The organism is Roseburia rectibacter (genome assembly GCF_014287515.2).
Lineage (GTDB): Bacteria > Bacillota > Clostridia > Lachnospirales > Lachnospiraceae > Roseburia > Roseburia rectibacter.
This window is the reverse complement of the sequence record NZ_CP092473.1, coordinates 2,552,940-2,578,589: the sequence shown is the minus strand read 5'-3', so window position 1 is coordinate 2,578,589 and position 25,650 is coordinate 2,552,940. Positions and strand designations below refer to the sequence as shown.

Here is a 25,650-nt window from a genome sequence, read left to right as displayed (position 1 = left end):
CTATGCGATCCTTAATGAAAATATAAAGTTTCACAGTCCACATGTTTAACATAATGGAAAATAATTTATTGTTTACAAAGAAAAACGATAATGATAGAATAACCATGATATATTGCGAAAAAAATCAGAAAGGGGGAAGAAGTGGACACAGATGGCAGGTTTATGGCAGATGGTATTCAGACAGCTTCACCCCCAGAAAAAGCGGGTTATACCGCAGAATGTACGTCATTTGGACCGGAAAAAGCCGGAAGAGAGCGGACAAATGAACAAACAGGAACAGGAAAGGACACAAAAGGACGTGGAAAATGAAGATTTACTGATCAGTCAGATCGATGAGTTTCGTGAAAAAGCAAAACAACTTCAGGTGCTTCTGGCAGCAAAAGAAAGTAAAGCGGCGGAACTGCAGTCACTTGTGGATGAGAGAGCGGACAAGGCACAGGAGTTAGAACATATTTTAACAGAACGTCAGGAAGAGGCGGACAAGATTGTTACCGAGTTTGGACGGAAAGTAGATGCGCTTGCTGATAAAGTGACGACGAAAATGACAGAGATTGAGGCAGGTCTTACCGGACAGGTGGCTGATATCAGGAAAACCAGTGAGGAACAGATTGCCTTAAATCGTCAGATGAATGAGGAGCAGACGGCTTCTAACCGGAAATTAAACGAGGAACAGATTGCGGCGAACAAGCAGTTCTTAGAGGAACAGGCAATTGCCAACAAAAAGCTCAGTGAAGGACAGATTGCGGAGGTCAAGGAGCTGTTAGAGAATGCAACGTCACAGTTAGAGTCTATTAAGACGGATCTTTCTGAAAAAGTACACACGGAAAATGTCAAATGTTATCGTAACATACAGGATCTGTTCAATGAGTTTGATTCTAAAATTGAAAAAATGGATGAGATGGAAGGCGGCGTTGATTCGGTGAAAGGATATGTGAAGCTGCTATCCTGGTTTTCAATTTTAAATTTTGTGGTATTGATCGTATTTATATTATATTCTATGGGAGTATTTCGCTTTTAACAGTACACATGACGCCGGCGCTGCCAGCGTCTGTTTCTTTCTTTTTTAGTAATAAAAAAGAAGAGTTCGGCAGTAATAAATCAGAGAAATAGCTGCTAATTTTTAGGTAAAGAGAGGAATTTCATGAGCGCAGAAAAGAGAAAAGTTTGGGTTGTAGGGCATAAAAATCCGGATACGGATTCTATTTGTGCAGCTATCTCTTATGCATATTTAAAAAATCAGACAGAAAACGATAAAACCTATGTGGCAAAACGTGCCGGAGCAGTAAATGCAGAGACACATTATGTGCTCGATTATTTTGGGGCACAGGAACCAGAGTTAGTTACCTATGCGGGAACACAGATTAAGGATATTAATTACAGAAGAACGGCGGGAGTAAGCAGCCAGATTTCCCTGAAACGTGCATGGGAGACAATGAAAAAATTAGAGGTTGTAACGCTTCCGGTAACCAATCAGTTTGGAAAACTCGAAGGAATTATTGTAACAAAGGATATTGCAACGTCTTACATGGACGTTTTTGATAATCATGTGTTATCCCAGGCACGAACACAGTATAAAAATATTGCGGAAACGTTGGATGGAACGATCATCGTTGGAAATGAGCATGCATATTTTGTAAGAGGAAAGGTAGTGGTAGCGACCTCGAATCCGGAATATATGGCAGATTATATCGAAGATGATGACATGGTAATCTCAGGGGACCGGGAAGAGGCGCAGAAACAGGCTATCGAGTCAAATGCAAGCTGTCTGATCATCGGTGGGGGAATTGAAGTCAGCGAGGATGTACGCGCCCTTGCGGAAAAACATGACTGCATCATTATTACAACACCGTTTGATACATTTTCGATAGCGCGTCTTATCAATCAGAGTATGCCGATCAAACAGTTTATGACACGAAAAAATATTATTACGTTCGGAATCGAGGATTATGTGGACGAAGTGCGGGAGACAATGTCAAAGATCAGACATCGTGACTTCCCGATTTTGAATGAAAATGGTAATTATGCTGGAATGGTTTCACGCCGTAATTTGATGAATATGCAGAAAAAACAGGTAATTCTTGTTGACCATAATGAGAAGGCACAGGCGGTAGACGGAATTGATGAGGCAGAGCTGTTAGAGATCATTGATCATCACCGTCTTGGCAGTCTTGAGACAGTTTCGCCCGTTTATTTTAGAAACCAGCCGCTCGGCTGTACCTCCACAATTATCTACCAGATGTATCAGGAAAAGGGAGTGGATGTGCCGAAACAGATTGCAGGACTTTTATTGTCAGCAATTATTTCAGATACGCTGATGTTCCGCTCGCCAACGTGTACACCGTTAGATAAATCTGTGGCGGAGGCGCTTGCAGTGATCGCGGAAGTAGACATTGAGACTTATGCGAAAAATATGTTCCAGGCCGGCAGTAATTTCAGCGGAAAGTCCACGGAGGAGATCTTTTATCAGGATTTCAAGATATTCCATACCGATGACTGTGATTTCGGAGTGGCACAGATCAGTGCTATGAGCCGGGAAGAACTAGACAAAGTGGCAGAGCAGATACGTCCGTTTATGGTACAGGTGCTTGCAGAAAAGAAGATAGATATGGTCTATGTCATGCTGACGGACATTTTAGAGGAATCCTCAAAAATTATTTTTGACGGGGAGAATGCAGGCAGGATTTTAGGAGCTGCGTTCCGCAAAGAAGAGCGGGCTGATGGTATTTTGTTAGACGGAATTGTTTCCAGAAAGAAACAGTTCATACCGACGCTCATGAATGAAATGGCAGAGCGTCAGTGAGAAGCAGTGTCAAAATAGGATGAGAATAACAGAATGTGTGTCCTGCGGACATTTTATTATCATAAATTAAGATTTCAGGTTTTGGAGAGAGTCCCTTGGGGCTTCTCCAAAACTTTTTTTATATGCACGCGAAAAAGTTGAATAATTTTTAAAACCGCAGGCATAGCAGACTTCAGTGATCGGCATTCCTTCTGAAATCAGATCTTTTGCTAAAAGCAGCCGTTTGGTCGAGAGATAATTGCCGATCGTGTAACCGGTCTGGTCTTTAAACGTATGCATCAGATAAGAGCGGCTTAAGAAAAACCTCGCAGACAGTTTGTCGATGGAGATATCCTCGGTCAGATGTTCACTCAGATAATTTAATACCGTGATGATTTTTTCGTCGGAGGCAGTATCATTGATAAATTCGATGCCATCGTGCATGGCAGCACGGTTTAACTGTATCATAAATTCTAAAAATAAAATTTTCTGATGCAGGGAAGCTGCAAAATCTTTATCATTTATAGACTGGTCAAGTGCCTGTATCGCAGTTTTTAACTTTGCAGCACGCGAACCCTGAAAACGCAGCACGTGTGACTGTTCTGTGGCAGCCTGGCTCAGACAGTGTGAAAGATCAAAATCGGACTTTTCATATTTTTTCAAATAATCCGGTGAAATGTAGATGATGATACGTTCATAAGGAGATTCTGACTGAATGATCGGCCGGTGAACCTCCCCGGCGTGAACTAACACGATATCATTAGGGGCAAGCTGATAAGAATGTCCCTCGATGCAATAAGTGATATCACCGTTTAACAGGATTAAAATCTTGTGAAAATCGTGATAATGATAAGAAAAATCCTTTTTATTCTGGTCTTTCAGATGAAATAATTTAAAACTGGATGTCAGATAACCGACTTTTTTATATTCCGGCATACAGGTACTCCTTCCGAATCAGATTAATAAAATGCTTTTCAAATCCAACCCTAACACAAAAAAGCACAATTTGCAATATACACAGCACTAGACGAGTATATATTTTAAAAAGTGTTTTATATAATAGAACCATATGAAAGAAAAAGTTATAGGAAATAAGTGTTAAAAAACTTGAAATAATAAGAATGAAAAAGAAGGAGAACGGCATGAAGAATTTCAGCAATTACAATGATTACAGTACAAAAGAAGAATTACATTTTGAATCAAAGGCAGTACACGGAGCACTTGGAACGGAACCGCTTACCGGAGCAGTCAGCATGCCGATCTTCCAGACGGCTACTTTCCGTCATCCGGCACTTGGAGAATCCACAGGATTTGCATACAGCCGTCTTGAGAATCCGACCAGACAGGAATTAGAGCGTACTATGGCGATTTTAGAGGGAGGTATCAAAGGATTTGCATTTTCCAGCGGACAGGCAGCAAATATGGCAGTATTTTCCCTGTTAAATCCGGGAGAGCATGTGATCTTATCTGACGATATCTATGGTGGAACATTCCGTATCATCGGTGATGTTTTTGGAAGATATGGCATCGAGCACACTTATGTGGATATGTCAGAACTTGATGAGGTAAAGGCAGCGATCCGTCCGAATACAAAAATGTTATTTATCGAGACACCGACTAACCCGATGATGAAGGTGGCAGACATCCATGCACTTTCTGAGATCGCAAAGAGTATCGGAGCACTCACGGTTGTTGATAATACATTTTTAACACCATATTTCCAGAAACCATTACAGCTTGGTGCAGATATCGTAACACACAGCTCCACAAAATATTTAGGCGGACATAACGATACGATTTCCGGTATCGTGGTTGTAAAAGATGACGAGGAGATTGCAGAAAAGATCCATGTCCATATCAAATCTCACGGCAGTCAGCTTGCACCGCTTGATAGCTGGCTGATCTTAAGAGGAATCAAGACATTGCCGGTTCGTATGGACAGACACAACGAGAATGCGAAGAAAGTTGCAGAGTGGCTCAGAACACAGCCGAAAGTACAGAAAGTGTATTATGTAGGTTTTGAAGATCACAAAGATTACGCAGTGACGAAAAAACAGACAACTGGTTTTGGCGGAATGATCTCATTTACTGTTGACAGTTTTGAGACAGTAAAGAAAATCTTAAAAGGTGTTGATATGATCATGTTTGCGGAGAGCCTTGGAGGAACAGAGACACTGATCACATACCCGACAACACAGACACATGAGGATACACCACTTGACATCAAAGAGAAACTTGGTATTACAGACTGCTTCCTTCGTATGTCAGTCGGAATTGAAAATGCAGATGATATCATTGCAGACCTTGACAGGGCAATGAATGCATAAAATGGAGGATTACCATGAAATTTACAAAAATGCAGGCATTTGGAAATGATTATGTATATATTGATGCCGTTCACCAGGATATTAAAAATTTACCGGAGCTGGCACGGTTTGTCAGCGACAGACATTTTGCCATTGGATCAGACGGAATGGTTTTGATCTGTCCATCTGATAAGGGAGATTTCCGGATGCGGATGTTCAATCCGGATGGTTCAGAAGGAGAAATGTGCGGCAACGCACTCCGTTCTGTCGGAAAATATGTTTATGACCACAGGCTGACCGATAAGACAGAACTTGTGATCGAGACACTTGGTGGAATGCAGCATCTGAATCTGACGGTAACGGATGGTCTGGTATCAAACATCCGAGCAGATATCGGGGAACCGAGACTGGATACGAAAGTAATTCCGGTAAATACAGATTTAGAGCAGTTTGTAGAGCAGCCGGTGGAGGTGCTGGATAAAACATTTCATATCACGGCAGTATCCTGGGGCAATCCACATTGTGCAATGTTTGTGGATTCTGTCGCAGACCTTGATGTGGAGCGTTACGGAAAGACAATCGAGCATATGACATCGTTGTTTCCAAATAAAACCAATGTTACATTTGCAGAGTTTGTAAAGCGTGATTATATCAAGATCCGTGAATGGGAACGTGGGACCGGTGAGACGATCGGATGTGGGACAGGCTGTTCGACAGCGGTTGTTACAGGTGTTCTGACCGGACGTACAGACCGCAAAGTTACTGTGGAGCAGATTGGTGGACCTCTTCTGATCGAGTGGGATGAGAAAACGAACCATTTATTTATGACGGGACCGTCACACACTGTGTTTGAAGCGGAGATTGATGCATCACACATTTTAGAAAAATAAAAAGATATTATACAGGGGCTGCCGTGCAGAATGTACGGCGGCTTTTCGTGGTCTTGAACAATATAGGGAGAAAAAATGAAGTTAAGTAAGATCTGTGAAAAGATAAAATACGAATGTTTACAGGGCAGCATGGAAGCAGAAGTCAGAGACATTATCTATGATTCAAGAAAGATTGCAAAGGAAACCATGTTCGTCTGTATGGTTGGAGCAGTGACGGATGGTCACAAATATATCCCGGATGCAGTGGAAAAAGGAGCAAGTGTCATTGTTGTGGAGCGGGCGGAGGAAGCCACGCAGATTCCTGATACGATCACCGTGTTAAAAGTGGAATCTGCACGTTATGCACTCGCATTGATGTCAGCTGCATTGTTTGACTACCCTGCAGAAAAGCTGATCACGATCGGACTGACCGGCACCAAAGGAAAGACAACCACGACATACATGATCAAAAATGTGCTGGAAGCAGCAGGCAAAAAAGTCGGACTGATCGGAACGATCGGAGCGATGATCGGAGATGAGAAGATTCCGTCAAAAAATACGACACCGGAATCTTACGAACTGCACCGCATGTTCGCTTCCATGGTAGAAGCAGGCTGTGAATATGCAGTGATGGAGGTGTCCTCGCAGGGACTGAAAATGGACCGAACAGCAGGAATCCTGTTTGATTATGGTGTGTTTACCAATCTGTCCCCGGATCATATCGGACCAAATGAGCATGCATCGTTTGAGGAATATTTAGAATGTAAGAGCATGTTATTCCGCCAGTGCAAGATCGGTATTTTAAATGCAGATGATGAGCACAGCGAAGCAGTTGCGGCAAACCATACCTGTGAGATCCACAGTTTCGGGGTGGAAGATGGCAGTGAAAAAACGTTTCTTGGCAAACCGCTTGATCTGGTTGCAGCGGATCTTGGATTTATCAAGGAAAACGGAAAACTCGGTATGCATTTCCATGTGAAAGGATGCATGGACTGCGAGGCAAGAGTGCATATTCCGGGAAGATTTTCAGTATATAATTCACTGGTAACAATGTTAGTCTGCCATCTGGCAGGAATTTCAGATGAGGCAATCTTAGACGGTCTGGATAAAGTGCAGGTCAAAGGACGTGTGGAAATGCTTCCGGTATCGAAAGATTATTATCTGATCATTGACTACGCACACAATGAAGTCAGCACCAGAAGCGTGCTTACGACATTGATGGAATATCATCCGAAACGTCTGATCTGTGTCTATGGCGGCGGCGGAAACCGTTCAAAGCTGCGCCGTTATGATATGGGTGAGGTAACCGGTGAGATGGCAGATCTGTGTGTACTGACCTGTGATAATCCGAGAGATGAAGACATCCGCGATATCAATAAAGATATTAAAGTCGGACTTGCAAGAAGTAACGGAAAATATATCGAGATCGACGACCGGAAAGAAGCGATCGCATACTGCATGGTAAATGCCCAGCCGGGAGATATGATCGTATTGCTTGGAAAAGGCCACGAAGATTATCAGGAGATCCGCGGTGTGAAATACCATTTTGATGAGCGCGAGGCAGTTGCGGAAGTTTTAGATGAGATCAAAGAGGGAAAGCGCACAAAATAAAAGAATACGAAATTGGAGGAAATATTTTGAATACAATTACCGTAGAAGAACTGGCACAGAAAGGAACAGAAGGTCTGCAGCTGATCGACGTCCGTCCGGAAAATGATTTTTCACGCGGGGCGATCGACGGTGCCATCAATCTTCCGTTAGAAAAGATCGAAGCGGGTGAGACAGATATTTTAAAGAAAGACCAGCCGGTTTATCTGTACTGCCATGTGGGGGAAAACAGCAGGGATGCAGCAGAGATACTGGATGATGAAGGCTATGATACCATCAATTTAGAGGGTGGTTACCGTGCCTGGTTAAGATACCAGCTCACGCGTGTGACGATGGAGGATGATTCAAGAAAAGAGCGTACCGAGCAGATTGAAAAAAGCCTGATCAAAAAATTCAGAAAGCCGGTCTGGAGCCGTTTTACCAAGGCACTTCATGATTATGAAATGATCCAGGATGGCGATAAGATCGCGGTATGTATTTCCGGTGGAAAAGATTCCATGCTTTTGGCAAAACTGTTTCAGGAATTATACCGTCATGGAAAACGCAATTTTGAACTTGTTTTCCTGTGTATGAATCCGGGCTATAATGAGGAAAACTGGCGTATTATCCAGGAAAATGCAAAACTGCTTGATATTCCGCTCACGACATTTGAAACACAGATTTTTGATTCTGTTGCAGAGGTAGATAAGAATCCGTGTTATCTGTGTGCGAGAATGCGGAGAGGATATCTTTATTCAAAGGCAAAAGAGTTAGGATGTAATAAGATCGCACTTGGACATCATTTTGATGACGTGATCGAGACGATCCTGATGGGAATGTTATACAGTGGAAAAGTTGAGACAATGATGCCAAAACTTCACAGCCAGAATTTTGAGGGAATGGAACTGATCCGTCCACTTTATCTGGTAAAGGAAGAGGACATCAAGGCATGGCGTGACTATAACCGCCTGCAGTTTATCCAGTGTGCCTGCCGTTTTACGGAAAACTGTACAAGCTGTGGCGGGGCAAAAGGCTCCAAGCGTGAGGAAATGAAAGATCTTGTCACCGAACTGCGCAAAAAAAGTGAATTTATTGACAGCAATATTTTCAACAGCGTCAGCAATGTGAATTTAAAGACTATCATTGGATATAAAAAAGATGGAGTGTACCATAACTTCCTGGATGATTATGATGCAGATTAAAGCGGATTTTTCGTGTATAAGTAGGCGAATAAATGTGGTAGAAAATTGAGACGAAAATCCTTACTTTTAAAGTAGGGGTTCGTCTGGTGTTTAAGAAGGAATCCTGTTGGCGGGGTTCCTTTTTTCGATTCATAGGAAATTACGTCCTATGAATCAAAAAGCCCTCCGGGCAGGATACGCATCTCGCGGAGAAGAAGTTAGCTGTAAACAGCACCGCTCGAGCGCAAAAGAGTCGCGAGCGACTCTTTTTTATCAGCACTGCGAATCTGCTTACTCGCAAACGGGAATCATCGTTACACTGAAAAAAATATCCGCGAAAGGAGTTCACCTATACAATGAAAGCCCACAAAACAATCAACTACGAATACAAAAATGCCCCAATCCCAGGCGGCGGATACGTCACCGGACTGTTATACCATCCCAGACAGCCCGGTATCCTCTACGCCAGAACAGACATCGGCGGTGTTTACCGGTATGATTACGAAAAAAAACACTGGAAAAGTCTGATCGATGGCGTGAGCATGGAGGATATCTCTGAAACATTTCCAATCGCATGTGCACTCGACGAAAATCATCCGGAATATTTATATATTATGAGCGGTATCAACGGGCAGGGCTATGGAAAATTTTCTATTTCAGAGGATTATGGAGAGACATTTATCCATAAAAAGATACCTGTGACTGTCCATGGTAACCTGTGCGGAAGAGGAACCGGATATCGTCTGGCAGCAGATAAAAAGGATGAGAATATACTTTATTTTGCAAGTCAGTTAGATGGTCTGTGGAAAACCACGGACAGAGGAGATACCTGGAAGAGACTTACTTTAGAAGAAAATTACATGACATGTGTCTGGGTGTCAGATGATGCAAAAACGATCGTCGCAGGGACAGCAGGCTATACGACGAGAGAAAATGATAAACTGCGTGGTCACAGCCTGTATGTTTCCTATGATGCAGGCCAGTCATTTGAAAGGCTGATGCAGCCAGAAAATGTTTTAGTCAGTGACAGTAAAATGAACGGTCTGGTGGCATCACGTTATAATTATGATGGAACTTATCTTTATGTGACGATGAATGTTACCGGAAGATGGAATTATGTGGTCGATCTCGGATACAGCTGCGATTCCGGGGATGTGATCGGTGGAAAAGTACTCCGTTATTATTTTTCGGAAGGGAAAATTGCAGGATATGATGATATCACGCCGGATGCGGATGGTGTATTGACAAAAAAATTTTTAAATTATGGATTTGGCGGGATTTCCTCCTGTAAAGCGATGCCCGGACTTTTGGTCTGCTCGACACTTTGCCGGGAAAAAGAGGGTGATGAGATCGTATATCTTTCCAAAGATTATGGTAATAGCTGGAGTGTGAGCCTGTGCGGACTTGAAAAAGGAGATCTGTATTTTAATACTTCCTATATGAAGCCGGAGTACAATGGCAATCATTGTCTGCTGCACTGGATGAGCGATATTAAGATCAATCCATTCGATCCGAATGAGGTATGGTTTAATTCCGGAACCGGTGTTTTTATGACGGATGCACTGCTTGGTGAACATCCGCGTTATCATGATGCATGTGCAGGAATCGAGGAGACGGTTCATCTGAATGTATATGCCCCGGTCGCCGGAGAAGCAGAACTTATTGATATCGTCGGGGATCTTGGCGGTTTTGCGTTCCGTAATCTCGATGAACCATGTAAAAATTCATTTGACGACAGGGAAGGCAACCGCTATATTACCTGTATCAATGCAGATATTTCCGATGCAGACAGCAATCTTGGCATTGTGACGGCACGGGGAAACTGGAAAGGGAAAACAAAAGGCGGTCTGGTGCGCACCCGTGATAATTTTAAAACATTTGAGCGGATCAGCATGCCGTTTGGCATCAATGCAGAGATTGACCGAAAACTGCATGAGATTGAAAATCCGAATGTAAATGCCGGCTGGGTGGCAATGTCACCGGACGGTACAAATATTGTCTGGTCTGTGGCAGATGGCATCAGGCTTCCGGTGGAACTGGTGATCATCAGCAATGACGGTGGGAAAAATTTTCAAAAAGCAGGCGTATTTGATCTGAAAGGAAATCCTGTCAAAAAGGGTTACCTGAAAGTCTTTTCTGACCGTACTGGTAATGATTTGTTTTACGGTTTTGGCGGTGCGTCTGAAATCTATGTGAGCAGGGACGGCGGTAAAAACTTTTACCAGAAGCAGCCGGAAGAAACATTTCCTATCTGCGATTTTGGTTATATTGATACTGCAAATAAGACGGAAGTGCGCGGTGAGGGTGGAAAAAGCGGTGTATTTTACATGGCATTAGGTGACGCGGGACTTTATAAATTCTGCTATGACACCGGAACAGATGAAATTCATGTAAAAAGGCTGACAGATGCGAAAGATGCATGTTACCGCATGGGACTTGGTGTGATCGGCGAAGGAAGGGAGTATCTGACAGAGGAAAAGGCGATTTATTTCTGCGGACGTCTTGATGGGGAATATGGATTTTACCGTACCCTTGATGAGGGAAAGTCGTATGAGCGGCTGAACCGGGAGAATCAGATGTATGGTGAGATCAACAGCATCGACGGCGATAAGAGAAAGTTTGGCAGATTTTTCCTTGCGACAGGGTCACGCGGCGTTCTGTATGGAGAGATGTTGAAATAATCTGACAGGGCAGAATGTTTTGCAAATTTGTATTAACTGGAAAAAGGACGGAAAATTTTACAAATTTATATCAACTGGAAAAAATGATAAATACAGGAAATAGCAAGTTATATTAATTTTGAATGATTCATATAAGAGAGGAAAAGTTAGATGAGAGTTTACGAAGAAAATAACAGACTGGTAATTGCAGATGGAACATCGACATTGTGGTTAGAACCATGGGGAGAAAATTCTTTCCGTGTGCGCATGACGAAGGAAGCACAGATGGATGCACATGACTGGGCGCTGACCGAGGAAGTAAAAAAATGCCCTATTCAGGTGGAATGCAGGGAAGTTGACACGACAGATCCGTGGTATCGCGGAGAAGAATTTGCAAAATATCATCAGACCGGAAACGTATACACGGTAAAAAACGGAAAGATCACGGCGGTGATCTCCCCGGAGGGATGGATCAGCTATTTTAATCAGAAGGGAGAGCTTCTGACCGAAGAGTACTGGAGAAACAGAAACCGGATCAACCGCTATTGCGTGCCACTGCGTATTGATGCAAGAGAATTAAAACCGATTCCAGGAAGTACAGATTACGAACTGACCATGCGTTTTGAAGCATTTGATGATGAAAAAATATTTGGTATGGGGCAGTATCAGGAAAAAAATCTGAATAAAAAAGGTGCGATATTGGAACTGGCACACAGAAACAGTCAGGCGAGTGTACCATTTATGGTTTCAAACAGAGGTTATGGATTTTTCTGGAATAATCCGGCGATTGGGACAGCCATTTTCGGAGCAAATAAGACTGAGTGGCATGCAAAGAGCACAAAGAAACTGGATTATTTTATCACGGCGGGAGATACACCGTTTGAGATTGAAGAACAGTATTCTGCGGCAACCGGAAGAACACCGATGATGCCGGAATATGGTATGGGATACTGGCAGTGTAAGCTGCGTTACCGCAATCAGGATGAGATACTTGCAGTTGCAAGGGAACATAAAAAACGCGGACTTCCGATGGATGCGATCGTGATCGACTTTTTCCATTGGACAATGCAGGGTGAATTTAAGTTTGAGCCGAGAGATTGGCCAGATCCAAAAGCAATGGTGGATGAATTAAAGAGTATGGGAATCGAGACGGTCGTATCTGTCTGGCCGACGGTGGATGAGCGCAGCGAAAATTATGGGGAGATGAATGACAGGGGATATCTTGTCACACCGGATCGAGGACTGTCCTATCATATGAGCTGGATGGGTAATACGGTATTTTATGATGCGACAAATCCGGGAGCACAGAAGTTTGTATGGGATAAATGTAAGGAAAACTACTATAAAAACGGAGTCCGCTGTTTCTGGTTAGATGAGGCAGAGCCGGAGTATGGTCCTTATGATTTTGACAATTACCGCTATTATGCGGGACCTGCATTACAGTGCAGTAATATTTATCCGGTCGGTTATGCAAAAGGATTTTATGATGGCTTAAAAGCGGAGGGAGAGAAAGACGTCATGAGTCTGGTGCGCTGTGCATGGGCTGGCAGCCAGAAATACGGTGTCCTTACCTGGTCAGGGGATGTGTATTCTTCGTTCCGTTCTATGAGAGAGCAGCTTCAGGCAGGAATTAACATGTGTGTGGCAGGCATTCCGTGGTGGACATCAGATATCGGAGGATTCCTTGGTGGGGATATCAAAGATCCGGCATTTAAGGAGCTTTTAGTACGCTGGTTTGCATGGGGTGCATTCTGTCCGGTATTCCGTATGCATGGAGAACGTTCCCCGTGGTATGAGAGAGAACAGGAGTTTATCGATGGTGTGCGCCAGCTTACCTCCGGTCAGGATAATGAGGTATGGAGTTTTGGAGAGGATAATTATGAGATATTGAAAAAATATCTGTTTATCCGTGAGCGCCTCCGCCCGTATATCCGTTCCTGCATGGAACAGGCAAGTAAGACAGGGGCACCGGTGATGCGTCCGCTGTTCTTTGATTTTGCAGAAGATAAGGAGAGCTGGAACGTGGAAGATGCATACATGTTTGGCCCGGATCTTTTGGTGGCACCGGTCATGGAAGCCGGAGCGACAGAACGCAGGGTTTATCTTCCATCTGGTACAAAGTGGACAGATGCATATACGAAAAAAGTATATGAGGGTGGAAACTATGTGACAGTACCGGCACCGATCGATGTGATCCCGGTATTTATGAGAGAAGGAACTTCTTATCCAATTTATGAATGAGAAAAAAATTCCCAACACAGCGTTTGCAGCCGCTGTGTTGGGAATTTTCATATTAAGAAGGGGGTTTAAGTCATAGTGACTACGGAAACCCAACTGTTAAATATTTAACAGCAAATTTATTATGCACCCAAAAGTACTAAAAATCCAGTGAACATATTGTGAATTTTTGTATCTTAATTGTTAATAAATGAAAGAGAACCGCGAAAGTGGACTGCGGACGACTTGACGTTTCCTTTGCTTTTCCCGTATAATAAAAAAGTATGGGTAAATGCCTGATTATTTTTTGGAATGGAGAATAAAATGTCAATAGATCAGAGTAAAATCAGAAATTTTTGTATTATAGCACATATCGATCACGGCAAATCAACGCTTGCTGACCGTATTATAGAAAGAACAGGAACACTGACCAGCAGGGAGATGCAGGCACAGGTTCTTGATAATATGGATTTAGAGCGTGAGCGTGGAATCACGATTAAGTCACAGGCGGTTCGTATCATTTATAAGGCGAATGATGGGGAAGAATACATTTTTAACCTGATCGACACACCTGGACACGTCGATTTCAATTATGAAGTGTCACGAAGCCTTGCAGCCTGTGATGGCGCGATTTTGGTTGTAGATGCTGCACAGGGCGTGGAGGCACAGACACTGGCAAATGTATATCTTGCTTTAGATCATGATCTTGACGTGATGCCGGTTATTAATAAGATCGATCTTCCGAGTGCACAGCCGGATGAGGTGGTAAAGGAGATCGAGGATGTAATTGGTATTGAGGCGGAGGATGCACCGCGTATTTCCGCTAAGACCGGCTTAAATATCGATCAGGTATTAGAGCAGATCGTGACAAAGATCCCGGCGCCGACCGGAGATAAAGATGCGCCGCTTCAGGCGCTGATCTTTGATGCACTTTATGATTCCTATAAAGGAGTCATCGTATTCTGCCGTATCAAAGAGGGAACGGTAAAAGTGGGAGATACCATCCGTATGATGGCAACCGGTGCACAGTCCGAGGTCACAGAAATCGGATATTTTGGTGCAGGACAGTTTATCCCATGTGATGAGCTTGCGGCGGGAATGGTAGGTTATATCTGTGCAAGCATCAAAAATGTCCGTGATACCCGTGTCGGCGATACCGTGACGAATGCCAACCGTCCATGCAGTGAACCGCTTCCGGGTTACAAAAAAGTCAACCCGATGGTGTACTGCGGTATGTATCCGGCAGACAGTGCAAAATATCCGGATCTCAGAGATGCACTGGAAAAATTGCAGATCAATGATGCTTCCCTGCAGTATGAACCGGAGACATCTTTAGCACTTGGTTTTGGATTCCGCTGTGGATTTTTAGGATTACTTCATTTAGAGATCATTCAGGAACGTTTAGAGCGTGAGTTTAATTTAGACCTTGTGACAACGGCACCGGGAGTTATTTATAAAGTGCATAAGACAAACGGTGAGGTCATTGACCTGACAAACCCGTCAAACCTCCCGGATCCGTCTGAGATCGAATACATGGAAGAACCTGTTGTATCGGCAGAGATCATGGTGACGAGTGAATATGTCGGCGCAATCATGAAGTTATGTCAGGAACGCCGCGGTGTTTATCTGAGTATGGAATATTTAGAGGAGACGCGTGCACTCATCAAATATGATCTGCCGTTAAATGAGATCATTTATGATTTCTTTGACGCATTAAAATCACGTTCCAGAGGTTACGCATCTTTCGATTATGAATTAAAAGGATATGAGCGTTCCGAGCTGGTAAAACTTGACATTCTGATCAATAAAGAGCAGGTGGATGCCCTTTCCTTTATCGTATTTAAAGACAGTGCCTACGAGCGCGGAAGAAAAATGTGTGAAAAGTTAAAGGAAGAGATTCCGAGACATCTGTTTGAAATACCGATCCAGGCGGCTGTCGGCGGTAAAGTTATCGCGCGTGAGACAGTCAAGGCAATGCGTAAGGATGTGCTTGCAAAATGTTATGGTGGTGATATTTCCCGAAAGAAGAAACTGTTAGAGAAACAGAAAGAAGGAAAGAAACGTATGCGTCAGGTCGGAAATGTTGAGATTCCGCAGGAAGCATTTATGAGTGTTTTAAAACTGGATGAGGATTAAAAATGGAAAAAAAGGAACTGGAATTATATATCCATATCCCGTTCTGTGTCAGGAAATGTAATTATTGTGATTTTCTTTCTTTTCCGGCGGATGAAGATACACAGAGACAGTATGTGAAGGCACTTTGTAAAGAGATTACCTACTATGGAGCCCATTGCAGGGATTATGTGGTCTCGACCGTATATATTGGCGGCGGTACACCGTCATGGCTTTGGGAGTCGGATATGGCAGCAATCATGGATGCTGTGCATCAGAGTTTTTCCCTGCTGCCGGATGCGGAAGTTTCCATTGAGTGCAATCCGGGAACTGTCACGGCACAGAAGTTTGCAGTATACAGACAGTCCGGGATCAACCGGATCAGTCTGGGGCTGCAGTCTGCACAGAATGTTGAATTAAAAATGCTAGGACGTATCCATACCTGGGAGCAGTTTTTAAAGACCTATGAACTTGCAAGGGCAGGAGGATTTTCCAATATCAATGTGGATCTTATGAGTTCTCTTCCGGGGCAGCATATAGAAACCTATGCGGATTCCCTGCAGAAAGTATGCCGTCTGAAACCGGAGCATGTTTCTGCCTATTCGCTGATCATTGAAAAAGGAACACCTTTTTACGATCTCTATAAATTTGATGCGGTCAAGCAGCGTGCAGGAATGGCAACGGATGCACTGCCGACGGAAGATGAAGTCTACGAGATGACGCAGATGACGGAACAGGTACTGAAAGAAAATGGCTATGTGCATTATGAGGTGTCAAATTTTGCGCAGCCGGGATATGCATGCAGACATAATATTGGTTATTGGACACGTGTCAACTATCTCGGAATGGGACTTGGTGCATCTTCTTTGATGGAAAACATACGTTACACCAATACATCGGATCTATATACTTATTTAGAACAGACACAAGCAATCCGCGAAGGTATCTGGGAAAATCATCATGAAGATGGCACAGTGGAACAACTTCCGGCAACCAATCTACATGCCTCGGCAGAATCTGTAAGCAGATATGCCCAGATGGAAGAGTTTATGTACTTAGGACTCCGTATGATCGATGGAATTTCCAGAGATGATTTCTTTCATGACTTTGGAATACCGATTGAGGCAGTGTATCAGGAAGTTTTAAATCATCTGCAGGAAGAGAGACTCTTAGAGCGCCGTGCAGGCAGAATTTACCTGACACCGAAGGGGCAGGATGTCAGCAATTATGCACTGGCACAGTTCCTGTTTGACGAAACATAATAAAATATTAAGAAAATGTTTTATGGTCATTTAAAGGTGGATGGGATATAATGTGGTAAAGCAATGAGCACATGCACTGCGGACTAAAGTATTAATATCGCAGTACCTGAAATATGCACTGCGGACTAAAATATTTATATAAATGAATGAAAAAGAAAAAAAAGATAGAGAGTGAACGGATTTGAATGCAGAGAAGCGAAGAAAAAAACGACTGAGAAACCTGGTATGCATAGTATATTGTTCGCTGCAGCTTCTGATCGTTCTTGCGTTATTTAAAGGGATGGGGAGTTTGCTGCACAAGCTGGTTCCGGCAGGCATTGACCTTTCACAGATCGAAGGGAAGATCGTGGCGGTTAATGACGAGCAGGAGAAGCAGGATGAGATAGACGAGAATAAACTGATCGTATGTTTAGATGCCGGGCATGGCGGAAAAGATAATGGATCTGATTACAGGCTTCGTTATGAAAAAAATGACAATTTAAAAATAACACAGGCAGTGGCAGCATATCTTACTGACAAGGAAAATGTGCAGGTTATCATGACACGTTCGGATGATACATTTTTGTCGTTAGAGGAGCGGACAACCTTTGCAAACCAGAATAATGCCGATTATTTTGTGTCGCTGCACCGAAATACCGGTGAGGGAAATGGCGTAGAGACATGGATCCGCAGTGATGCAGATGACAAGGCACAGTCACTTGCCCAGAATATCATGGACAATCTGGATGCTGCAGGAGTTTCAAGAAACCGCGGCGTAAAGAAAGGAACACAAAAGAGCGAGAGCAAAGATTATTATGTAAATCTGCACACAAACATGCCGGCATGTATCGTTGAACTTGGTTTTATGAACAGCCCGACGGATAACCAGTTGTTTGATGCAAACCTTGACAGTTACGCGAAAGCAATCGGGGATGCTGTATTAAAAACGTATGAGTCCTATGGAAAAGACGGAACAGATGCTACAGAATCGGTAGAAGATGTTCCAAGTACGGAAGACCAGACATCTACGGAAACAGGCACAGGCACGACCGGACAGGTGCTGCAGAATACGCAGATTGAAAACGTAGCTTCTTTAGATGCGACCAGTCATGACTGGGGACTTGGCAGCCACACGGATGACGAAAACCGTCCGCTTGACGCCATCAATGCACAGGAAACTTATGGAAAATATAATGCGTACTTCATCGGTGAAGATACAAAAGATATTTATCTGACATTTGATGAAGGTTATGAATACGGACAGACCGAGAGCATTTTAAATACCTTAAAAGAAAAAGGTGTATCTGCTACATTTTTTGTAACGGAACCATATGCGAAGGACAATCCTGATCTGGTAAGACGTATGATTGATGAAGGTCATGTGCTTGGAAACCACAGTGTGACACATCCATCTGCGGGTATGCCATCATTGACTTTAGATAAGCAGGAAAATGAGGTAACAGAGAATCATGCCTATATCAAGGAAAACTTTGGGTATGACATGTACCTGTTCCGTTATCCGACCGGAAGATTCAGTGAGCAGTCGCTTGCACTGTTAAATAACTGTAATTATAAGAGTATTTTCTGGAGTTTTGCATATCTTGATTATGATGTCAATAACCAGCCGGATCATGTATCAAGCCTGCAGAAGATGAAAGATAAACTCCATCCGGGTGCGATTTATCTGCTCCATGCGGAGTCGGAGACGAATGCAGCAGTGCTGGGTGATTTTATTGATGCCGTGAGAGCTGCTGGGTATGGATTTAAGAATTTTTAGATGGTAAAAAATAATATAGTTTAAAAAATTCCTTATCAGATTATTGGTAAGGAATTTTTTTACATTTCTATTACTTTTTTAGCACAGATGTGCAGACGGATACGGTTTCTTTCCATTGTTCATCATGGGAAATCGATGCATCATGGTCACCTTTTTGTGCACCGTAACTTCCAAAACCGGCATGATTTCCTCCTTCGATCACATGTTCCGAATAGTCAGCGGGCATAAGGTCACGGCTAATTACAACTTTGTCCATGTTTAAGACACCGTCATTGCTGCCATATATGGAAATAACCGGAAAAACAGCTTTTGTAAGATCACTGGTGGAATAGGAAGCAAGTAGGATCAGTCCGTCTAAATCATTTAAATGCTTCCCTGCATAGCTTGCAGCCATGGCACCACCGAGGGAATGACCAGCCAGATACCAGTGTTCATAGGAATAATCCGCCATGATGTCATCCGCTTTATTCATACCAAAAAAAGCAAGGTTGCAGGGCATTTTGACAAGAAAACAGTCGATGCCGCTTCCTGCGATCTGTTTTAACAGTGGTGCGTATGCGATTGCCTCTACTTTGGCGCCAGGATAGAAAATAAGCGCATCTTTCGTGCCTGGTCCGTCAAAAAGCATGCCGGTGGCAGTAGAACTTACCGTTACGGTATCGGAGGAGGTTAAAGCCGCATCTACATCAACGGCGTGATAGTAGTCATTGACATACCAGACGCTGATGCCGCAAAGTGTAAGAATCACGGCAAGCAGTATAATAAGGATAATTTTTGATTTACGTTTTGTGTGAGTCATGTGAAGTCCTTTCTTAAGTTGTATGGCTGTGGGCTGCCTGAAAGGCAGAGATTGGAAGTTATCAGTATCTATAACATTGAAATAATCGTCATAATAACATCCATTCCATTTCCTAATAAATTGCCAATAAAATGTGCTGTCATTGGTACATATATATTTTTAGTCTTAATATATGACAAACTTAACGGCAAAGCCCAGACCATAGTTAAAAATATTCCCCATATTGTTAAGGAGTGTTAGTATAAATAAAATATTCCTTTGGAATGACAAAACAAGATATTATAAATATCATTTCTATTATAATCGGTATCATGTTTGTTTTAATATAGCTGCTCATTATTTTACCTTCTTTTGAGAATCATAAAATTATGCACTTTAAACTGGAATTTATATAATTATCTCTCTAACTTTCCCCATTTTATAGGCTTTCCCGCCTGTCCATTAGTGAAATGATATGTAGTTTCCCTTATTTTTGCCCTTATGAGATAATCACAAGGGAAATAAGGGAAATTTTTTAGTCATTGCCTACCACTTTATCAAGAAGCCGAACCGATTTTCGTTTCGCATCTCTTGTGGAGTGAGCATAGACGTTCATTGTGGTACTGACATCTGAGTGTCCTAACAATTCCTGCACATCTTTTGGGGCAGCTCCATTTGCTAAAAGGTTGCTTGCATAGGTGTGACGTAACTGGTGGAAATGAAAGCCTTCAAATCCCTCTAATGTTTTTGCTACCTTTCTGCATACCGTTCCCAAAGTAGTCGGAAGTTCCAGACAGCCATCAGGTCTTAAGCAGACGAAAGAAATTTCTTTATAATCTGCCGGGACTTCCTCTGTTCTGTCTAAGCAATAATACTCGTAGTACACTCTGTTTTTCTCTTTGACCTCTTTGTAGTAGTTCGTGTGATAAAGTTCTCCATACTGCATTCGATTTTTTAACTGCTCTTTCCGGGCATTACGGAAAATCTCTACCAGCGTATCTCCAAAATCAACAATCCTCACTTTTTTCCGCTTGGTTGGTCCGATGATATATTTGCGTTTTGAGCCATCATATCGGATGCTGCGTCTTATGGTAAGGCATTGTTCTTCCAGATTTACGTCCTGCCATGCCAAACCACAGGCTTCTCCAATACGAAGCCCGGCATAATAGGCTATCTGGATTGGAAGTATTGCGGCTGGGTTCTTTTTTTGAAGATACGTAAGCAGTCTTTCATAATCTTCTCGTGAAATTGGTTGGATATTTCCGTCCATGTCCTCATCCGAAAACAAATCAACTTCGTCCGTCTGATACCGCAGTTTAATATACTGCATGGGATTGAACGTAATATACTGTTTTGGAAATACTGCAAAGCGGAAGGACTGCTGCATGACTGCGGAAAAAGAATGGATGTAATCTTTGCTGTAACCCTTTTTCTCTTTTCCATCGGGATGAACTCCCCCAAAGGAAAGCAAATCAAAGAAGGATTGCAAATGCTCAGAGGTTACATTTTTTAATTTCCGTTCTGCCAATGGGTGTTTCTTGATATTTCGGATTGTTCCGAGGTAATTCTCCACAGTACCATTGCTGAGCGTACCTGTTTTTAATTCCTCCTCTGCCCACACATCCAGAAGTTGTCCGACTGTGAGATTTTCCGCTTTGGCAACAAATTTCTTTTTTTCATAATCATCCATTGCCTGACGGAGCAGCTTTTCAGTTTCACTTTTGCTTTCTGTTCCAACGCATTCTTTTTGAACAAGATTGCCGCTTGCGTCCTCTACATAGAAGCGGTAGTACCATTTCTTTCCTTTTTTTCTTACAGATCCTTTTGCCATAATCGTATATCTCCTTTCGATATTAGACAATCGGAACTGATGAAATGCTTCGTGCGTGTAAGTATATCATAACTCCGGTTGTCTTACTATACCGATTCGGAATCTTCGTATAAGACTTCTGATAAAAGATTTGCAAGCCTTTGTTCTGCTGTTTTTGGTTTCTTGGAATAGAGCCTTACAACGTCTGCCATCTCATTAAGAGCATTGATGGTAGGAGTGATTTCCCTTAAGAACATAATCTCATTATATTCCTCATTCGATTCAAACCCTATTGTTTTGGCAATATCCGTCTGACCAGCATTCCCCTTGAAATTTTTGCAGGCGAACTGGAAGGAATCCAAAAACAGACCATATTGTTTTAACATCAGCAGTAATAAATCTTTTGAAAAAGCATCTTCTTCTTTGGTAAGGGCAAGCGGTAACTGTTCCAGAATATCTCCCATCGCATCACGAATCTGTAACTCTCTCTTATCCGTAATGTCGGTTTCATATTCATCTGTTTCCCCTTTGAGCCATTCCACAGATACATGGAGTGCTTCCGAAAGACCTTCCAGCACCATTTTTTTCGTATTGTCAATCGAACCATTCTCATAACGCAGGATTGTAGAAGCGGTAACCCCCATCTTTTCTGCGACATAAGGCTGTGTCAGATTCAATTCCAGACGGCGCTGTTTTACTCTGCTGCCTATCAGCTTGCGTAGTTCTTTATCTTTCATGCTGACTGCCTCCTTTTTCGGTATGTATGAATTATAGCATTGTTTTTCCAAAATTGCAATATGCAACATAAAGTTTGTTTTTGATATTTCGTAACGCTTGACAAAAAGATATGAAAAGGATATACTTACATCACAAGAATTGCATAATGCAATTTATAAGGAGGTGATTATATGACGCAAAGAAAAATTGCATTATCCATCGAAGAAGCTGCTGACTATACGGGAATCGGCAGAAATACCTTAAGACAGCTTGTAGAATGGAAGAAACTTCCAGTATTAAAGGTTGGTCGCAAAGTCCTGATTAAAACCGATATTCTGGAAATGTTTATGGAAGCTAATGAAGGTCGTGATTTGAGGGATAGAGGAAATGTAAAAGCCGTAACAAGAACTGCGGCAAATTAAAAAGGCGGCTTCCGAAGAAACCGCCAAAGGTTCTATCAGACCGAAGCCATGATATACCTACACGCAAGAAGATTATACCATGTGCTTCTTCTGATACGCAACCGAGAACTTATGTTTGTGAAGGAAAGGAGAATGTAAGAATGGCAAAATCAACAAAAAGTTATGAAGAACGAATGCTTGAAATGGAAAAGAAGGAACAGGAAAGCCTTGAAAAAGCAAAACGATATGCAGCACAGAAGAAAGAACTTCTAAAACGAAAGAAAGCCGAAGAAAGTAAAAAACGAACCCATAGGCTCTGTCAGGTTGGCGGTGCGGTGGAATCCGTTCTTGGTGCGACTATTGAGGAGGAAGACATCCCAAAGCTGATTGGTTTTCTGAAAAAGCAGGAAGCCAATGGGAAATTTTTCTCAAAGGCAATGCAGAAAGAAACAAATACCGATATGGAGGAAGTGTAATGGCGGATGGGATGAGTTTTTCATTCCCTTCATTGCTTTTTCATGAAGGGCGCACTTATGGACAACCAGAGGTCGTCCCAATAAGTTTGCCACAAGTGGCAACCGGTCTGCGCTCACGCTTGCCGGGCTCGTTCCGTCGGCGGGGCTTTCAGCCAGACCTGCTCATGCCACAGGAGGCACTCTTCGCCAGAGAGGCGCATTCCATGCAGGCTGCTATGCGCAGGGCACTCTTACGCAGAGGGCGTTCTGGCAATGCTGCTTTTTCTAAAATCGAAAGCAATGTTGCCGGAAATCTATACCGGATGTGCAGAAAGGAGGAATCCAGATATGGCGATTTTTCATTACACAATCAAAATAGTCGGACGAAGTAAAGGGAAATCTGTTATCTCCGCTTCCGCATATCTCAATGGGGATGTGATGAAAAACGAGGAAACCGGGAGAATCAGTTATTACACTTCTAAAAAAGAAGTGGTCTACACCAGTCTGATGATGTGTGAAAACGCACCTCCTGAATGGCAGATAGTACCAGAAGAAAATATAAAACGCTTTCAAAAATCTGTCCGCTACAAAAGGTCAGAAGATAAAGAAGCTGCTTTAGAAAAATTCAAAATCACATTTCAGAAACAAAGATTATGGAATGAGGTATTGAAGATTGAAAAAAGTGCGGATGCCCAACTTGGCAGGTCATTTGAATTTGCCCTCCCAAAAGAATGGAGCAGACAGGAACAGATTCAATATACATCCGACTATATCCAAAAAACATTTGTGGATAAGGGAATGTGTGCTGATTGGAGTATCCACGACAAAGGGGATGGCAACCCCCATGTCCACCTGCTTCTGACGATGCGACCTTTTAACCCGGACCATTCTTGGGGAAAGAAAGAAGTCAAGGATTGGGATTTTGTCAGAGATAAAAGCGGAAATATCGTGATTGACGAATCCCACCCGGACTGGTGGCAGGATAAGAAAAACCCTGACCGTCATGGAATCCGTATCCCTGTATTAGACGAAAACGGAATCCAGAAGATTGGTGCAAGAAACCGCCTGCAATGGAAACGGGTGCTGACCGATGCTACTGGATGGAACAATCCCAAAAATTGTGAGCCGTGGCGGAGTGAGTGGGCAAAGGTGTGTAATGAACATCTTCCTTTGCATAATCAGGTTGATCACCGTTCTTATGAAAAACAGGGAAAACTCCAGATTCCTACCATCCATGAAGGTGCTGACGCAAGAAAGATTGAACAAAAATTTCTTGCCGGGCAGGAAATAAAAGGTTCGTGGAAAGTAGCGGAAAATCAAATCATAAAACAGCAAAACACGTTATTGCAAAAGATACTGGACACCTTTGGAAAAGTATCAGGTGCATTATCATTATGGAAGGAGCGATTAAATGACATTAGAAGAAAGCCGGGAAGTCATTCCCATGATGGAATCAATGATAAACCAGATCGAGGAACAGCAGAACCTTATGGCAGAGATGGTACAGGAATTACAGGAAAAAGACAGACAGCTTCTGTCCTTTCAGGAGCAGAACCAGAGCTTGCAGATATTAAACAGCGAGTTATCCGGACTGCTGAATCTTTTGCCAGATACAGAAGAACTGCTTTCCCAGATCGAACAGCAGAAAAACAGAATCGAACAGTTGGAAACCGAGAATCAGCAATGGCAGGAATTAACGCAGAAGCTGAACAACGAGAACAGCTTATTGCTGAAACAGAGCAGAGAATTACTGACCTTAAACAGCAGATAGAGAAAGTGAGGGATATAGATGCGAGAATGCGTAAACTTAGAGAACGTCGGTCAAGTGGAAGAACTTCTACAGATGACAGAACAGATGCAGGACGAACTGGATCAGAAAGACCAGATGATTATGGAACTGAACAGGCAGCTAAACAGATCGCTGACCTTGAACGAGAAATTGAACAGCGAAAACAGAGTCGAGAATATCGAAGCATTGCGGACAAGATTAAGGAAAATAGAAGAACAATTAGCCAACGAGACAGACAGCAGGAAAAGAGCCGACGCAGAAGTCGTGGCATGGAAATTTAGGTATGAAAAAGCGGAACAGGCAAAACGCTATGCACAGACACACCAAAAGACAACAGAGGTAGCTGTTGAGAAAAAAGTGCCCTATGAGAAATGCGATAACTGTGACCGCACTGCTTACCAAAAAGCAAAAGAAAAATGCGATAACCGTAAAATTCAGTTAGAGAAAAAATATAAAAATATGACGGCTGGTTATGAAAGTATCCTGTTTCTGCTGGCATGGTACAGTATAGCCATTACACTATTCACTGCTATCCTTTCTCCAGTTTTCTTTAGTGACTGTATTAGCTTTTTCAGTATGTTTGCTAAAGGAATCTTAAGCCTGTTTCAAAAATTTGTTGCAGGTGCAGATTCTTTCGGACAGTTAAGCAGTGGAATCTCAAATAGTATCATTTCAGGGATTGTGTACTGGCTGATTGTAAGTATTGTTATGGGAATTTTATTTATCATAACGGGATTGCTGATAATCGGGACTGGCTATCAGGTGGGGAAAATCTACCGGAAATATTGCTGGGATATTATCAGCATCATGGTGGTGATAATGAGTACAGCTATCATAATCTATTTCGGAAAATGGATAAAATCAATTATTCCGATAAACCTCATTATGTTGCTACTTCTGGTACATGCGGTTTATATCGGAATCCGATGTTATGTGAAAAACTGGCGAGAAAAACGAGGATATTTTTAAAG

At 42.6% G+C, this 25,650-nt stretch carries 21 protein-coding genes; 16 read left to right on the top strand and 5 right to left on the bottom strand.

All coding sequences use genetic code 11. The annotated features are described in order from the left end of the window. Positions 1 to 151: 151 nt before the first annotated feature. The gene (locus H8S51_RS12160) at positions 152 to 1,018 is read left to right on the top strand and encodes a hypothetical protein (protein ID WP_186899166.1); all 867 of its coding nucleotides are present in this window, start codon (positions 152 to 154) and stop codon (positions 1,016 to 1,018) included. Positions 1,019 to 1,141: 123 nt separating this feature from the next. Continuing rightward, positions 1,142 to 2,800, top strand: coding sequence for a putative manganese-dependent inorganic diphosphatase (locus tag H8S51_RS12155; RefSeq protein WP_186899167.1), 1,659 nt, complete (start codon positions 1,142 to 1,144; stop codon positions 2,798 to 2,800). Between the two features lie 66 nt (positions 2,801 to 2,866). On the opposite strand, the gene H8S51_RS12150 is transcribed toward H8S51_RS12155, so the two are convergent. Continuing rightward, positions 2,867 to 3,715 carry a helix-turn-helix domain-containing protein gene (locus H8S51_RS12150; RefSeq protein ID WP_186899168.1) on the bottom strand — a complete coding sequence of 283 codons (849 nt, stop codon included), beginning with the start codon at positions 3,713 to 3,715 and terminating at the stop codon, positions 2,867 to 2,869. A gap of 206 nt (positions 3,716 to 3,921) precedes the next feature. On the opposite strand from H8S51_RS12150, the gene H8S51_RS12145 reads away from it, so the two are divergent. The 9 genes from H8S51_RS12145 (at position 3,922) to H8S51_RS12105 (ending at position 18,729) form a co-directional block, all read left to right on the top strand. Next, positions 3,922 to 5,106: a trans-sulfuration enzyme family protein gene (locus tag H8S51_RS12145; protein WP_118209509.1), complete on the top strand. Its 1,185-nt coding sequence runs from the start codon at positions 3,922 to 3,924 to the stop codon at positions 5,104 to 5,106. Between the two features lie 14 nt (positions 5,107 to 5,120). Beyond that, positions 5,121 to 5,975 carry a diaminopimelate epimerase gene (gene dapF / locus H8S51_RS12140; protein ID WP_117919334.1) on the top strand — a complete coding sequence of 285 codons (855 nt, stop codon included), beginning with the start codon at positions 5,121 to 5,123 and terminating at the stop codon, positions 5,973 to 5,975. Positions 5,976 to 6,050: 75 nt separating this feature from the next. After that, positions 6,051 to 7,565, top strand: a complete 1,515-nt coding sequence (locus H8S51_RS12135) for a UDP-N-acetylmuramoyl-L-alanyl-D-glutamate--2,6-diaminopimelate ligase (RefSeq protein ID WP_117919332.1) — start codon at positions 6,051 to 6,053, stop codon at positions 7,563 to 7,565. A 26-nt stretch (positions 7,566 to 7,591) separates the two neighbouring features. After that, positions 7,592 to 8,743 carry an ATP-binding protein gene (locus H8S51_RS12130; RefSeq protein ID WP_117919330.1) on the top strand — a complete coding sequence of 384 codons (1,152 nt, stop codon included), beginning with the start codon at positions 7,592 to 7,594 and terminating at the stop codon, positions 8,741 to 8,743. Between the two features lie 335 nt (positions 8,744 to 9,078). Beyond that, entirely contained in the window at positions 9,079 to 11,403 is a 2,325-nt protein-coding gene (locus H8S51_RS12125; RefSeq protein ID WP_117919328.1) for a beta propeller repeat protein, read from the top strand. A 150-nt stretch (positions 11,404 to 11,553) separates the two neighbouring features. Then, positions 11,554 to 13,623, top strand: coding sequence for a glycoside hydrolase family 31 protein (locus H8S51_RS12120; protein ID WP_186899169.1), 2,070 nt, complete (start codon positions 11,554 to 11,556; stop codon positions 13,621 to 13,623). 300 nt (positions 13,624 to 13,923) lie between these two features. Next, positions 13,924 to 15,735, top strand: coding sequence for a translation elongation factor 4 (lepA, locus tag H8S51_RS12115; RefSeq protein WP_117919324.1), 1,812 nt, complete (start codon positions 13,924 to 13,926; stop codon positions 15,733 to 15,735). A gap of 2 nt (positions 15,736 to 15,737) precedes the next feature. Then, complete coding sequence (hemW, locus tag H8S51_RS12110; RefSeq protein ID WP_186899170.1) at positions 15,738 to 16,973, top strand: radical SAM family heme chaperone HemW; 1,236 nt, start codon at positions 15,738 to 15,740, stop codon at positions 16,971 to 16,973. Positions 16,974 to 17,154: 181 nt separating this feature from the next. Beyond that, positions 17,155 to 18,729: an N-acetylmuramoyl-L-alanine amidase gene (locus H8S51_RS12105; RefSeq protein ID WP_241070700.1), complete on the top strand. Its 1,575-nt coding sequence runs from the start codon at positions 17,155 to 17,157 to the stop codon at positions 18,727 to 18,729. Between the two features lie 70 nt (positions 18,730 to 18,799). On the opposite strand, the gene H8S51_RS12100 is transcribed toward H8S51_RS12105, so the two are convergent. The 4 genes from H8S51_RS12100 to H8S51_RS12090 all read right to left on the bottom strand — a co-directional run bounded on the left by H8S51_RS12100 (position 18,800) and on the right by H8S51_RS12090 (position 22,054). Further along, the gene (locus H8S51_RS12100) at positions 18,800 to 19,528 is read right to left on the bottom strand and encodes an alpha/beta hydrolase (protein WP_186899171.1); all 729 of its coding nucleotides are present in this window, start codon (positions 19,526 to 19,528) and stop codon (positions 18,800 to 18,802) included. A gap of 68 nt (positions 19,529 to 19,596) precedes the next feature. Then, positions 19,597 to 19,743: a CPBP family glutamic-type intramembrane protease gene (locus H8S51_RS18520; RefSeq protein WP_408639580.1), complete on the bottom strand. Its 147-nt coding sequence runs from the start codon at positions 19,741 to 19,743 to the stop codon at positions 19,597 to 19,599. Positions 19,744 to 20,042: 299 nt separating this feature from the next. Beyond that, positions 20,043 to 21,338, bottom strand: a complete 1,296-nt coding sequence (locus H8S51_RS12095) for a tyrosine-type recombinase/integrase (RefSeq protein WP_008394179.1) — start codon at positions 21,336 to 21,338, stop codon at positions 20,043 to 20,045. An 86-nt stretch (positions 21,339 to 21,424) separates the two neighbouring features. Continuing rightward, on the bottom strand, positions 21,425 to 22,054 hold the full coding sequence (locus H8S51_RS12090) for a helix-turn-helix domain-containing protein (RefSeq protein ID WP_015530715.1): 630 nt from the start codon (positions 22,052 to 22,054) through the stop codon (positions 21,425 to 21,427). Positions 22,055 to 22,225: 171 nt separating this feature from the next. Here H8S51_RS12090 and H8S51_RS12085 point away from each other — a divergent pair, with 171 nt between their 5' ends. The 5 genes from H8S51_RS12085 (at position 22,226) to H8S51_RS12065 (ending at position 25,648) form a co-directional block, all read left to right on the top strand. Beyond that, the gene (locus H8S51_RS12085) at positions 22,226 to 22,456 is read left to right on the top strand and encodes a helix-turn-helix domain-containing protein (RefSeq protein ID WP_004843519.1); all 231 of its coding nucleotides are present in this window, start codon (positions 22,226 to 22,228) and stop codon (positions 22,454 to 22,456) included. A gap of 140 nt (positions 22,457 to 22,596) precedes the next feature. Then, complete coding sequence (locus H8S51_RS12080; RefSeq protein WP_008394181.1) at positions 22,597 to 22,911, top strand: hypothetical protein; 315 nt, start codon at positions 22,597 to 22,599, stop codon at positions 22,909 to 22,911. Next, positions 22,911 to 23,282: a hypothetical protein gene (locus H8S51_RS12075; RefSeq protein WP_015561462.1), complete on the top strand. Its 372-nt coding sequence runs from the start codon at positions 22,911 to 22,913 to the stop codon at positions 23,280 to 23,282. Before H8S51_RS12080 ends, H8S51_RS12075 begins: the two co-directional genes overlap by 1 nt. Beyond that, entirely contained in the window at positions 23,239 to 24,960 is a 1,722-nt protein-coding gene (locus H8S51_RS12070) for a MobA/MobL family protein (protein ID WP_301332351.1), read from the top strand. Before H8S51_RS12075 ends, H8S51_RS12070 begins: the two co-directional genes overlap by 44 nt. Beyond that, a complete protein-coding gene (locus tag H8S51_RS12065; RefSeq protein WP_055196675.1) occupies positions 24,944 to 25,648 on the top strand; it encodes a DUF6040 family protein in 705 nt (234 codons plus the stop codon). The genes H8S51_RS12070 and H8S51_RS12065 overlap by 17 nt, the downstream gene beginning before the upstream one ends. Positions 25,649 to 25,650 lie beyond the last annotated feature (2 nt).

Bases quoted from the DNA above. Each gene is read 5' to 3' on its own strand.
- H8S51_RS12075 (WP_015561462.1), top strand. From the start codon at position 22,911: ATGGCGGATGGGATGAGTTTTTCATTCCCTTCATTGCTTTTTCATGAA.
- H8S51_RS12145 (WP_118209509.1), top strand. From the start codon at position 3,922: ATGAAGAATTTCAGCAATTACAATGATTACAGTACAAAAGAAGAATTA.
- H8S51_RS12135 (WP_117919332.1), top strand. From the start codon at position 6,051: ATGAAGTTAAGTAAGATCTGTGAAAAGATAAAATACGAATGTTTACAG.
- H8S51_RS12095 (WP_008394179.1), bottom strand. From the start codon at position 21,338: ATGGCAAAAGGATCTGTAAGAAAAAAAGGAAAGAAATGGTACTACCGC.
- H8S51_RS12090 (WP_015530715.1), bottom strand. From the start codon at position 22,054: ATGAAAGATAAAGAACTACGCAAGCTGATAGGCAGCAGAGTAAAACAG.
- H8S51_RS12085 (WP_004843519.1), top strand. From the start codon at position 22,226: ATGACGCAAAGAAAAATTGCATTATCCATCGAAGAAGCTGCTGACTAT.
- H8S51_RS12080 (WP_008394181.1), top strand. From the start codon at position 22,597: ATGGCAAAATCAACAAAAAGTTATGAAGAACGAATGCTTGAAATGGAA.
- H8S51_RS12070 (WP_301332351.1), top strand. From the start codon at position 23,239: ATGGCGATTTTTCATTACACAATCAAAATAGTCGGACGAAGTAAAGGG.
- H8S51_RS12100 (WP_186899171.1), bottom strand. From the start codon at position 19,528: ATGACTCACACAAAACGTAAATCAAAAATTATCCTTATTATACTGCTT.
- H8S51_RS12120 (WP_186899169.1), top strand. From the start codon at position 11,554: ATGAGAGTTTACGAAGAAAATAACAGACTGGTAATTGCAGATGGAACA.
- hemW (WP_186899170.1), top strand. From the start codon at position 15,738: ATGGAAAAAAAGGAACTGGAATTATATATCCATATCCCGTTCTGTGTC.
- H8S51_RS12125 (WP_117919328.1), top strand. From the start codon at position 9,079: ATGAAAGCCCACAAAACAATCAACTACGAATACAAAAATGCCCCAATC.
- dapF (WP_117919334.1), top strand. From the start codon at position 5,121: ATGAAATTTACAAAAATGCAGGCATTTGGAAATGATTATGTATATATT.
- H8S51_RS12160 (WP_186899166.1), top strand. From the start codon at position 152: ATGGCAGGTTTATGGCAGATGGTATTCAGACAGCTTCACCCCCAGAAA.
- H8S51_RS12155 (WP_186899167.1), top strand. From the start codon at position 1,142: ATGAGCGCAGAAAAGAGAAAAGTTTGGGTTGTAGGGCATAAAAATCCG.
- H8S51_RS12150 (WP_186899168.1), bottom strand. From the start codon at position 3,715: ATGCCGGAATATAAAAAAGTCGGTTATCTGACATCCAGTTTTAAATTA.
- lepA (WP_117919324.1), top strand. From the start codon at position 13,924: ATGTCAATAGATCAGAGTAAAATCAGAAATTTTTGTATTATAGCACAT.